This is a genomic window from Nocardia cyriacigeorgica (assembly GCF_029868385.1).
GTDB classification, from domain to species: Bacteria; Actinomycetota; Actinomycetes; order Mycobacteriales; family Mycobacteriaceae; genus Nocardia; species Nocardia cyriacigeorgica_F.
Genome location: NZ_JARWNX010000051.1, coordinates 136,372 through 148,556, shown reverse-complemented (window position 1 = coordinate 148,556; position 12,185 = coordinate 136,372). Strand labels below are relative to the sequence as shown.

Sequence of the window (12,185 nt, the reverse complement as noted above, 5' to 3'; positions counted from 1 at the left end):
GCAGTGCGGCGACGGCGCGGACGAAGGCGGCGGGAACGAGGTCATGGCAACACTGAGCGATCGGCTCGACCATCTACTCGGCGCGAAGGCGGCCGCCTCCCTGGCCGACGCGTTCGATATGCAGACCGTCGAGGATCTGCTGCGGCACTATCCACTGCGCTACGCCACCCAGGGCCAGCCCCTCACCGAGGAGGCGCCCGAGGACGGTTCGCACATCACCGTCATCGGCCGGATCACCAAGGCCGAACTCAAGCCGATGCGCCAGCGCCGTGGATCCTTGCTCAAGGTGGTGCTCGATACCGGCACCGGCCGCGGCGTGGATGTCACCTTCTTCAATGGCGACAAGGTGAAATACGTGGTCCGCGAGGGGGCACGGGCGATGATGTCGGGGACCGTCACCTATTGGCGGCCCGGCCAATGGAATCTGAGCCATCCCGGCTATCTGATCCTGCCCGAGAACACCGACGACGCGGAACCGACCCTGACCACGGTGCGCGGTGGCGGTGATCTGCGCGGTATCGCCCAGAGCGCGAAAGATGCGGGCGGGGTGGACATGTCGTTCTTCGAGCGCGAGTTCATCCCGGTCTATCCGGCGACGGCGAAGGTGCAGAGCTGGGAAATCCTGGCCTGTGTGCGGCAGGTGCTCGACCAGCTGGATCCGATCGATGATCCACTGCCGGAACGGATCCGCGAGGAGCGGGAACTGATGGCGGTGTCGGAGGCGCTGCGCAGAATCCACCTGCCGGAGCACAAACTCGATATCGAACAGGCCAAGCAGCGGCTGCGTTTCGATGAAGCCCTCGCCCTCCAGTTGGTGCTGGCCGAACGCCGCCATGAGGTGTCCGGTCGGACCGCGCGCCCGTGTCCGCCGCGCACCGACGGCATCGCCGCGGCTTTCGACAAGCGTCTGCCGTTCGAACTCACCGCCGGTCAGCGTCAGGTGATCGGCGAGATCTCCGCGGATCTGTCGCGTGAGCAGCCGATGCATCGCCTGCTCCAGGGTGAGGTGGGCTCCGGTAAGACCATCGTCGCGTTGCACGCCATGCTCCAGGTGATCGATGCCGGTCAACAGTGCGCGCTGCTCGCGCCCACCGAAGTGCTGGCCGCCCAGCACTATCGATCGCTGTGCGGCATGCTGGGCGAACTCGGCCGAGCCGGTGAACTCGGCGGCGCCGACACCGCGACCAGGGTGACGCTGGTGACCGGTTCGATGTCGTCCGCGACGAAACGCGCGGCGCTGCTCGCCGCGGTGACCGGTGAAGCGGGCATCGTGATCGGCACGCACGCGTTGATCCAGGACGCGGTGGAGTTCTTCGATCTCGGCATGGTGGTGGTCGACGAACAGCACCGCTTCGGCGTGGAACAGCGAGACGCGTTGCGTGCGAAGGCCAAGGCCGGTTCCACCCCGCATCTGCTGGTGATGACCGCGACGCCGATCCCACGCACCATCGCCATGACCACCCTCGGCGATCTGGAAACCTCCACCCTCACCGAACTTCCGCGCGGTCGTTCCCCCATCGCATCCAAGGTGGTGCCGCGCCGGGTGCATCCGAACTGGGTGGAGCGTGCCTGGGAGCGCATCGCCGAGGAGGTGCGCGAGGGCAGGCAGGCCTATGTGGTGTGCTCACGCATCGGCGACGACGAGGACGGCGCGGGTGGTGGCAAGTCACGTGGCGGGAAGTCCAAGGCCGCCGACGGCAAGGAGGGGCCGACGACCCAGGCGGTGCTGGACGTCTTCGATCAGCTGCGCACCGGGCCGCTGGCGCAGCTTCGGGTCGGGTTGCTGCACGGGCGCCTGCCGTCGGATGAAAAAGACCAGGTGATGCGCGAATTCAACGAGGGCGACATCGATGTGCTCGTCTGCACGACCGTCGTCGAGGTCGGCGTCGACGTGCCCAATGCCACCGTCATGGTGATCGTGGACGCGGACCGGTTCGGCGTCAGCCAGCTGCACCAGTTGCGCGGGCGCATCGGCCGCGGCAAACATCCGGGACTGTGTCTGCTGGTCACCGACGCGGCTCCGGGAGGTCCGGCGATGACGCGCCTGGAAGCCGTCGCCGCCACCACCGATGGTTTCGAACTGGCGGTACTGGATCTGCGGCAGCGCCGCGAAGGCGATGTGCTCGGTTCGGCGCAGTCGGGCACCGCGCGTTCGCTGCGGTTGCTCTCACTGCTCGACGACCTCGAGGTCATCACCGTGGCACAGGAACTCGCGCGTGAACTGGTCGAGGAGGATCCTGGCCTGTCCAGGCATCCGGGGCTGGCGGCGATGATGCACGCCGCCGTCGACTCCGAACGCCTGGAGTATCTGGCGAAATCCTGACTCACGCCCGTACGCGCGGATAGGGCAGATCCACCGATATCTCCTCGGTGACCGCCAGCGGGCTGCCGATCTGCGGGAACGCCCGCTGTGGACAGGACGGCCGATCGCAGACCTTGCATCCCGCGCCGATCGGTACCGCGGTGGCCGGATCATCGAGCTGAATGCCCTTGGAGTACACCAGCCGATCGGCGTACTCGATATCGCAGCCGAGGCCGATGGCGAAGTTCTTGGCCATGGTGCCGAACCCCTGCGGCGCCATCATGGCGGTACGCGCGATCCAGAAATACCGTCGCCCGTCGGGCATCTCGGACACCTGGGTGAGGATGCGGCCGGGATGGGCGAAGGCCTCGTGCACCACCCACAGCGGGCAGCTGCCGCCGACGCGGGAGAAGTGGAAGGCGGTGGCGGACTGTCGTTTCGAGATATTGCCCGCCCGGTCGGTGCGGACGAAGAAGAACGGAACGCCGCGCTGACCCTGCCGTTGCAGTGTGCTCAGCCGATGGCAGATGGTTTCGAAGCCGACCTCGAAACGCAGTCCGAGCAGGTCGATGTCGTAGCGCAGTTCCTCGGCCGAGCGCAGAAAGCGCCCGGTACGGCAATACGAGGGCGCCGGCGAAATAGTTGGCCAGTCCGATGCGCGCCAGTGTGCGGGATTCGCCGACCAGCGACGGCGCTTCGGCGAGTACCGCGTCGAGTTCGTTGCCGTAGAGCAGGAATGCCAGGGTGGTGGCGATCTGGAAGGCGCGCTGCCCCGGACGTAGCCGTCTGGCCAGAGTGAGGGTGCGGCTGTCGGGGTCGTAGCGGCGTTTGGGGACCGAGGAATCGGCGCCGTCGCCGCGTACCAGCACCGTCACGCCCGCGCGTTCCTCCGCCACCCGCGCCAGCTGGCGGTCCAGCGATCCGATCGACAGACCGCATTCGTCGAACAGTCGTTCCGCGGCCAGATCGAGGCGGCCGATGTGATTGTGGTGGTCGTAGAAGAAATCGCGCACATCCTCGTACGGCATCGGCATCCCGGCCGCGCCCGCCGGAGCGGCGACCCGCGCCGAGAACAGATCGAGCTGATCGGTGGCGGTACGCAACCGGCGATGCATCGCCACCACCAGGCGCGCGATCTCCGGCTGCCGGGTGGCCAGCTCCTCGATCTCGGTGAGCGGTGCGCTGTCTCCACCGGCGGCGTCGACGAGCACATCGTGTAGATCCGACACCAGCCGGGCATCGGAGTCGGCGGCGAAGAACTGCACATCCAGATCGAAGGTCGAGTTCAGTTTGAGCAGGACCGGGATGGTCAGCGGACGCTGATCGCGTTCCAGTTGATTGAGATAGCTCGGCGACAGGTCCAGCGATTTCGCGAGGGCGGCCTGGGTCATCCGCCGTTCTTCGCGCAGTCGTCGCAGCCGGGCTCCGGCGTACATCTTTCGCACGGCGAGCGATCGTACCGTGCATCTTCGCAACCATTGCAAGAACGCCGGTCGCCACGCACGAAATCTTACTGGTGCAAGGTTTTTCGCCGTAAAAATCGGATGCGTAGCATGCGAAGGATCGGCTGGGATCGCCGGATGCGCGCGGGCGGACGAAGAGCGATATCGTACGCGTTCGCGCCGCACCCGCGGCGGGTTTCGCGCGGGTGCGGCGCCGCCCGCGGCGCTGTCCGGGTGGACGCGGAGTCGGTCGAGGCGGACGACGCAACGCCGGAAACGATCATCGACCATCGACAGATCCATGCTCGTCGGCGTGTCGAGCGGCGTGTTGAAAGTTCTCGGGAGAAAGGGGAACCGAATCCCGCGGCCGGGCGTCCTACCTGGCAAAACGATGACTGTGATGTGTGAGGAGGGGTAGGCGCATGGAGCGGAATCAGGGGTGCCGGGCGGTGTGGCGTGGGGTGGCGGCGCCGGACTCGCGGGAGCGGCCGGTGTTGCGGGTCGCGCGACGATGCCAGGGCTGTGTGGACAAACGCGGACGGCGACGAGAGCCGGGGGCCGCCGGGGAGATGGAGGGCTGAGCAGGCGTGCGGGAGTGGGGGATACGGGGCCGGGCCGCACCCACAGGTGCGGCCCGGCCCGACAGATCCTGCCGATCAGCGCACAGCGCGCGCCGCGGCGACCATATTGCGCAGCGACGCCTCCACTTCGGCCTGCCCGCGGGTCTTCAAGCCGCAGTCCGGGTTGACCCAGAGGCGCTCGGCGGGAACGGCTTTCAATGCCGCACGCAGCGAAGCGGTGATCTCCTCGACGCCGGGGACGCGGGGCGAATGGATGTCGTAGACGCCGGGTCCCACACCGAGATCGAAACCGGCGGCGTTCAGATCATCGAGCACCTCCATGCGTGAACGCGCCGCCTCGATCGAGGTCACGTCGGCATCCAGTCCGGCGATCGCGTCGATCACCTCACCGAACTCCGAGTAGCACAGATGGGTGTGGATCTGGGTCGCGTCGGCGACACCGGAGGTCGCCAACCGGAACGCCTGCACCGACCAGTCCAGATAGGCCTGCTGATCGGCGGTGCGCAGCGGCAGCAACTCACGCAGCGCGGGCTCGTCCACCTGAACGATCCTGATTCCCGCATGCTGGAGATCCACCGTCTCGTCCCGGATGGCCAGCGCCACCTGCCTGGCCGAATCCGCCAGCGGCTGGTCATCGCGGACGAAGGACCAGGCCAGGATGGTGACCGGTCCGGTCAGCATGCCCTTGACCGGCTTATCGGTGAGCGACTGGGCGAAGGTGATCCAGCCGACCGTCATCGGCGCCGGACGGCTTACATCACCGAACAGGATCGGCGGACGCACGCACCGGGTGCCGTAGGACTGGACCCACCCCAGATCGGTCGCCGCGAACCCGTCGAGCTGCTCGGCGAAGTACTGCACCATATCGTTGCGTTCGGGCTCGCCGTGCACGAGCACGTCCAGTTCCAACTTCTCCTGCAACGCCACGACATCGGCGATCTCATCGCGCATCCGGCGCTCGTATTCGCTCTGGTCGATCTCGCCCGAGCGCAGTGCGGCGCGCGCCAGCCGGATGGCCGAGGTCTGCGGATAGGAACCGATGGTGGTGGTCGGCAGCGGCGGCAGTTGCAGCCGCTCCTGCTGTACGGCGCGCCGCTGTTCGGCCGGTGCGCGCCGGGCGGCATCGGGGCCGAGTGCGTCGAGCCGGGCACGAACCTGGGCGTTGTTGATCCGCGGATCGGCCTTGCGGCTCGCCGAAGCCGCACGCGCGGCGGCCAATTCGTCGGCGATCGTCTCGGTGCCGGAACCGAGGCCGGTGGCGAGCACCCGCACCTCGGCGACCTTCTCGGCGCCGAAGGCCAGCCAGGAGCGCAGCGCGTCGTCGAGCTGTGTCTCGACGGCGAGCGAGTACGGCACGTGCAGCAGCGAGCACGACGTCGACACCGCCACCGAACCCGCGGAACCGAGCAGGGTACCGAGGGTGGTCAGGGCGGCGTCCAGATCGGTCCGCCACACATTGCGGCCGTCCACCACACCGGCGACCAGCAGTTTGCTGGCCAACGACGGCACGGAGGCCACCTCGGCGATATCGGTGCCCGAGGTCAGATCGACGGCCACACCCTCGATATCGGTGCCCGCCAGCACCGACAGCGCCGCGGCGGGGGTACCGAAGTAGGTGGCGACCAGCACGGCCGGGCGCTGCTGCTGCGCCGACAGCTCGGTGTAGACCTGCCGCACCACGGCCAGCTCGTCCTCGGTCAGATCGGTGACCAGGGCGGGCTCATCGATCTGCACCCAGCTCGCACCGGCCTCGGCGAGCAGACCGAGCAGTTCCCGGTACAGCGGAATCAGTTCGCCGATGCGGTCGAGCGCGGCGGCGCCGTCGGTCTTGGACAGCTTCAGGAAGGTGACCGGACCGATGACCACCGGCCGGGCGGGCACTGCGAGATCGATCGCCTCGCGCAGTTGGTCGAGCAGCGCCTGCGGATTCAACGAGAAGGTGGTCTCGGCGCCGATTTCGGGAACCAGGTAGTGGTAGTTGGTGTCGAACCATTTGGTCATCTCCAGCGGCTCGACCGAATCGTTGCCGCGTGCCGCGGCGAAATAGCGGTCCAGCGGGTTCTCGATCCCGGCCACCCGCGGCGGCAGCGCGCCCAGCAGTACGGCGGTGTCGAGCACCTGGTCGTAGTAGGAGAAGGTACCGACCGGAATCGAGTCGAGTCCGGCCTCGAGCAGTTCGGCGTACTGTGCGCGGCGCAGTTCGCGAGCCGTCTCGTGCAGCTGATCGGCGTCGAGGCGCCCGGCCCAGTAGGACTCGGTGGCACGTTTGAGTTCCCGGCGCGGCCCCACCCGGGGGAGTCCGAGGACCGTTGCGGTGAACGGGCTTGGCGAAAGAGCAGTCACGGTGTTTCTCCAGTGCTGAAGTTCGACAGCCAGCGCCGTTTCCGGGTGCGCGGACACCGATGAGACCCCGAAGAACCCGGCACTGCGGCCGAGTCGAATGTCACCATTGGCGGCGGCGCCCGATCCACGAGGCGATGGCCGCCGGATACGGCGTATCCGGCACAACGGCAGGTCTTCGGACTCACGGGCACCGGCCGATTCGGCCGACCTACTGGCCGTCGCTTCCCAGGCTGTGCGCCCAGTGCTGATGACGGCGGTCGTTCCCGTTCACCGCTGCGGGACAGTCCCGGATTCCCACCGGGTTCCCTCTCACCCGCCGGGGGCGGGCTTCGACGCCGGCGCGGACGTTCGGGGCTCCTTGTCGTCCGGCCTGGCGAACCAGCTGCGTAGCCCACCTTAGTCGCCGCTTCTTCACCGGTGGCAAGCCGCCGTGTCCTGTCTTAGCCTGTGTGCCTGTTTCATGAGGGAAAGCAGGCAATCATCGTGCAGACAGCGAAGGCCCCGGCGATCTCGGTGGTCATCCCGGCCTACATCACCGGCGACGCCGGACTGGCCCAGCTCGACGAGCAGTTGGCGGCGCTGGCGGCGCAGGATCACGACGGCGAGTTCGAGGTGATCGTGGTGGACAACCACAACCTCACGGGCCTGGCCGGGCATCTGGAGGCACATGCCCATCGTGCCCGGTTGAATCTGCGCTATGTCGCGGCCGCGGAAATCCCGAGCGCGGCCTATGCCCGCAATGCGGGAGCCGAACAGGCCGCCGGTGAGCTGCTGCTGTTCTGCGATCACGATGATCGCGTGCATCCCGACTGGATGCGCCGCATGGTGGAATTCCTGGACGAGGGCTACGACCTGATCTGCTCGGCGGTGGAGGGCGCTTCGCTCAACGCGCAGCATCGGCGCGGGATCGCGGAGATTCCGGCGCCGGAGAACTTCCAGCCGGTGGGCGTTTTCGCGCCGGTGATCGTCGGCACGAGTATGGGCTGCCGCGCCGCGGTCTACCGCAAGCTCGGCGGTATGGACGTCACCTATCCGGCCAATGAGGATCTCGCCTTCGGCTGGCACGCCCATCGGGAGGGTTTCCGGACCGGATATCTGTCCGAAGCACTGGTCGCCTACCGCTATCGCCGCGGCTTTCTGCCCGGATTCCGGCAGGGCAGGGCCCGCGGTATCGGTCTGGCCCGGCTCGAGGCGGAGTTCCCGGAGAACGGACTGCCGCTGATCCGGCTGCCCGAGGTGTCGGTGCGCATCCTTCGTTTGGCGTTCACGCTCGGGTTGACCGGTGAGGAGCGCGGTCTGCTGATGGGCGTCGCGGTCGGTCAGCTCGGCGGTGGTCTGCGCTATCGCACCCTGCGCTGGCGGTAGCCCACGGTTAGCGACCGACCCTACCGACGGGTAGTCCGAACGGTGAGATGTGACGGCCCGATGAACGCAACTTCGCAACCGTGCCACACCCGGTTGTGAAGATTCCTGCGAAGTGGACTTCGGTGTCGGACCATGCCGCGGCGGCGGGTACGTTAGGCCAATGTTCTCGAAAGTTCTGGTTGCCAACCGCGGCGAAATCGCCATCCGCGCCTTCCGTGCGGCCTACGAACTCGGCATCGGGACCGTGGCCGTCTTCCCACACGAGGACCGCAACTCGGTGCACCGCCTGAAGGCGGACGAGGCCTATCAGATCGGTGAGGAAGGCCATCCGGTCCGGGCCTATCTGTCCATCGAGGCCATCATCGAGGCGGCCGAGACGGCAGGCGCGGACGCGATCTACCCCGGCTACGGCTTCCTGTCGGAGAACCCCGATCTGGCCGCCGCCTGCGCGCGTGCGGGCATCACCTTCATCGGGCCCTCCGCCGAGGTGCTCGAGCTGGCCGGTAACAAGGCGCGCGCCATCGCCGCGGCCAAGGCGGCCGGACTTCCGGTCCTCAACTCCAGCGAACCCTCGGCGAATGTCGAGGAGTTGCTGGCGGCGGCCGAATCTATGGAGTTCCCGGTCTTCGTCAAGGCCGTCGCCGGTGGTGGTGGCCGCGGTATGCGCCGGGTCGCCGCGCCCGCGCAGCTGCGCGAGTCCATCGAAGCCGCCTCCCGTGAAGCCGAATCGGCTTTCGGCGATCCGACGGTGTTCCTCGAACAGGCGGTGGTGAATCCGCGCCATATCGAGGTGCAGATCCTCGCCGACACCCAGGGCAACGTCATGCATCTGTTCGAGCGCGACTGTTCGGTGCAGCGGCGGCATCAGAAGGTGATCGAGCTCGCGCCCGCGCCGAATCTGGATCCCGAACTGCGCGAGAAGATCTGCGCCGACGCGGTGGCTTTCGCCCGGCAGATCGGTTACAGCTGCGCGGGCACCGTGGAGTTCCTGCTCGATGAGCGCGGTAAGCACGTGTTCATCGAGATGAATCCGCGGATCCAGGTGGAGCATACGGTGACCGAGGAGATCACCGATGTGGATCTGGTGCAGTCGCAGTTGCGTATCGCGGCGGGGGAGTCGCTCGCCGATCTCGGCCTGAGCCAGGACACCGTCGCCATTCGCGGCGCCGCCATGCAATGCCGGATCACCACCGAGGACCCGGCCAACGGCTTCCGTCCCGACACCGGCCGCATCACCGCCTACCGCACCCCGGGCGGCGCCGGTATCCGCCTCGACGGTGGCGCCAATCTGGGCGCCGAGATCGGTGCCTACTTCGACTCCATGCTGGTGAAGCTCACCTGCCGCGGCCGTGATTTCCCGACCGCCGTCGCGCGGGCCCGGCGGGCGCTGGCCGAATTCCGTATTCGTGGCGTCACGACCAATATCCCGTTCCTGCTCGCCGTGCTCGACGATCCGGATTTCCGGGCGGGCAGGGTCACCACCTCGTTCATCGACGAACGTCCGCAGCTGCTGGATCTGCGCCGCTCGGCAGACCGTGGCACCAAGATCCTCGAATATCTGGCCGACGTCACCGTCAACAAGCCGCACGGTGAACGTCCGACCGCGATCTACCCGCACGACAAGCTGCCCGCCCTCGATCTGTCGGTGCCGCCGCCGGACGGTTCGCGGCAGCGGCTGCTCGCACTCGGCCCCGAAGGCTTCGCGCGGGCGCTGCGTGAGCAGAACGCGGTCGGGGTCACCGATACGACCTTCCGTGACGCGCACCAATCGCTGTTGGCCACCCGAGTGCGCACCGGCGGTCTGCTCGCCGTCGCCGGACATGTCGCCCGGTTGACGCCGGAACTGCTGTCGATCGAGGCCTGGGGCGGCGCGACCTACGATGTGGCGCTTCGGTTCCTCTACGAGGACCCGTGGGAGCGGCTGGCCGCGCTGCGGGAAGCCGTGCCCAACATCTGTCTCCAGATGCTGCTGCGTGGCCGCAACACCGTCGGCTACACGCCCTACCCCGAGAAGGTCACGCGCGCTTTCGTTTCCGAGGCCACCGCGACCGGGATCGATATCTTCCGCATCTTCGACGCGCTCAACAACGTGGATCAGATGCGCCCGGCCATCGACGCGGTGCGCGAAACCGGTACGGCGGTCGCCGAAGTCGCGATGAGCTACACCGGTGATCTGTCCAACCCGGACGAGAACATCTACACCCTCGACTACTACCTGAAGTTGGCCGAGCAGATCGTCGACGCGGGTGCGCACGTGCTCGCGATCAAGGATATGGCGGGCCTACTGCGCGCACCCGCGGCCGCCACGCTGGTCTCGGCGTTGCGCAGCAACTTCGATCTGCCGGTGCATGTGCACACCCACGACACCCCCGGTGGTCAGCTCGCCACCTATCTGGCGGCATGGCAGGCCGGCGCCGACGCCGTCGACGGCGCCAGTGCCGCGATGGCGGGCACCACCAGCCAGCCCGCGTTGTCGGCGATCGTGGCGGCGGCCGCGAACAGCCCGCACGACACCGGCCTGAACCTGCGCAACGTCTGCGATCTGGAGCCGTACTGGGAGGCGCTGCGCAAGGTGTACGCGCCGTTCGAGTCCGGTCTGCCCGCACCGACCGGCCGCGTCTACACCCATGAGATCCCCGGTGGTCAGTTGTCGAATCTGCGTCAGCAGGCCATCGCGCTCGGCCTCGGTGATCGTTTCGAGGAGGTCGAGGCGAAGTACGCGGCCGCCGACCGGCTGCTCGGCCGGTTGGTGAAGGTGACCCCGTCGTCGAAGGTGGTCGGTGATCTGGCGTTGGCGCTCGTCGGCACCGGCGTCGACATCGAGGACTTCGCCGCCGATCCCGGCCGCTACGACATCCCGGACTCGGTGATCGGATTCCTGCGTGGCGAACTCGGCACCCCGGCCGGTGGCTGGCCCGAACCGTTCCGCACCAAGGCGCTGGCCGGACGCGGGCCCGCCAAGCCGGAGACACCGCTCACCCCGGAGGACGAAGCCGGACTGGCCGGAACCTCCGCGCAGCGTCGCGCGACGCTGAACCGGCTGCTGTTCCCCGCACCCACCGCCGAGTTCCTCGCCCACCGCGACAAATACGGCGACACCACCGGACTGTCGGCCAACCAGTTCTTCTACGGTCTGCGCCGCGGTGAGGAACATCGGGTGCAGCTGGAGAAGGGCGTCACGCTGCTCATCGGCCTCGAGGCGATCTCCGAGCCCGACGAACGCGGTATGCGCACGGTCATGTGCATCCTCAACGGCCAGTTGCGGCCGGTGTCGGTGCGCGACCGCTCGGTGTCCAGCGAGATCCCGGCCGCCGAGAAGGCCGATAAGAACAACACCGGCCATATCGCCGCCCCGTTCGCCGGTGTGGTGACCCTCGCGGTCTCCGAGGGCGACACCGTCGCCGCCGGAGACACCATCGGCACCATCGAGGCCATGAAGATGGAGGCCGCTATCACCGCGCCGCGCGCCGGTCTGGTCGGCCGGGTGGCGATCGGCAAGGTGCAGCAGGTAGAGGGTGGTGACCTGCTGATCGAGCTGGCCGCGCGCGAATCCGAATGACGCGCATCGTCGCCGGTACGGCGGGCGGGCGCCGTCTGCGCGTCCCGCCCGCCGGCACCCGGCCGACCTCCGACCGGGTGCGTGAGGCCCTGTTCAGCGCGATCGACGCGCGGCTGGATCTGGACGGCGTCCGCGTGCTCGACCTGTACGCGGGGTCAGGTGCGCTCGGACTGGAGGCGCTCTCGCGCGGTGCGGCGCGGGCGTTGCTGGTCGAATCCGATCGCCGGGCCGCGGCGGTCGTGCGCGGCAATATCACCGATCTCGGACTGTCCGGCGCCGAACTGCGCGTCGGCTCCGTCTCGGCCGTCCTGGCCCACCCCGCGCCCATCGGATACGACCTGGTGTTCTCCGATCCGCCCTACGACATCGACACCGCGGCCGTGGTCGCCGATCTGACCGCCCTGGCCGGGCGGGGTTGGCTCGCGCCCGGCGCGCTGGTGGTGGTGGAACGGTCCAGCCGCTCACCCGAGATCGACTGGCCCGCGGGTTTTCTGGCCGAGAAGCCGCGCCGCTACGGCGAGACCAGAATCGAGCTCGCCGAGTTCGACGCCGCACCGGCCGAACCCGGCGCTGAGCCTGCTAGCGTCTGACTC

5 protein-coding genes, 1 pseudogene and 1 riboswitch are annotated in these 12,185 nt (G+C 68.0%); of the genes and pseudogenes, 4 read left to right on the top strand and 2 right to left on the bottom strand.

What is annotated here, in order from left to right:
- Positions 1-43: 43 nt before the first annotated feature.
- Entirely contained in the window at positions 44-2,323 is a 2,280-nt protein-coding gene (gene recG, locus QH168_RS16020; RefSeq protein ID WP_280235447.1) for an ATP-dependent DNA helicase RecG, read from the top strand.
- Between the two features lies 1 nt (position 2,324).
- Here the strand turns inward: recG and QH168_RS16015 are convergent.
- Positions 2,325-3,747: pseudogene (locus QH168_RS16015) on the bottom strand (short-chain fatty acyl-CoA regulator family protein).
- A 653-nt stretch (positions 3,748-4,400) separates the two neighbouring features.
- The gene (gene metE, locus QH168_RS16010; RefSeq protein WP_280235446.1) at positions 4,401-6,668 is read right to left on the bottom strand and encodes a 5-methyltetrahydropteroyltriglutamate--homocysteine S-methyltransferase; all 2,268 of its coding nucleotides are present in this window, start codon (positions 6,666-6,668) and stop codon (positions 4,401-4,403) included.
- Between the two features lie 149 nt (positions 6,669-6,817).
- Positions 6,818-7,015, bottom strand: a riboswitch (cobalamin riboswitch).
- Between the two features lie 136 nt (positions 7,016-7,151).
- Between metE and QH168_RS16005 the strand changes: the two genes are divergently transcribed.
- From QH168_RS16005 to rsmD, 3 genes are all read left to right on the top strand, one after another.
- Positions 7,152-8,033, top strand: a complete 882-nt coding sequence (locus tag QH168_RS16005; protein ID WP_280235445.1) for a glycosyltransferase — start codon at positions 7,152-7,154, stop codon at positions 8,031-8,033.
- Positions 8,034-8,193: 160 nt separating this feature from the next.
- Entirely contained in the window at positions 8,194-11,592 is a 3,399-nt protein-coding gene (locus QH168_RS16000; RefSeq protein WP_280235444.1) for a pyruvate carboxylase, read from the top strand.
- Positions 11,589-12,182 carry a 16S rRNA (guanine(966)-N(2))-methyltransferase RsmD gene (gene rsmD / locus QH168_RS15995; RefSeq protein WP_280235443.1) on the top strand — a complete coding sequence of 198 codons (594 nt, stop codon included), beginning with the start codon at positions 11,589-11,591 and terminating at the stop codon, positions 12,180-12,182. Before QH168_RS16000 ends, rsmD begins: the two co-directional genes overlap by 4 nt.
- The last annotated feature ends 3 nt before the right edge of the window (positions 12,183-12,185 follow it).

Excerpts from the sequence above, each read along its gene's own strand:
- recG (WP_280235447.1), top strand. The coding sequence starts at position 44 with ATGGCAACACTGAGCGATCGGCTCGACCATCTACTCGGCGCGAAGGCG.
- QH168_RS16000 (WP_280235444.1), top strand. The coding sequence starts at position 8,194 with ATGTTCTCGAAAGTTCTGGTTGCCAACCGCGGCGAAATCGCCATCCGC.
- rsmD (WP_280235443.1), top strand. The coding sequence starts at position 11,589 with ATGACGCGCATCGTCGCCGGTACGGCGGGCGGGCGCCGTCTGCGCGTC.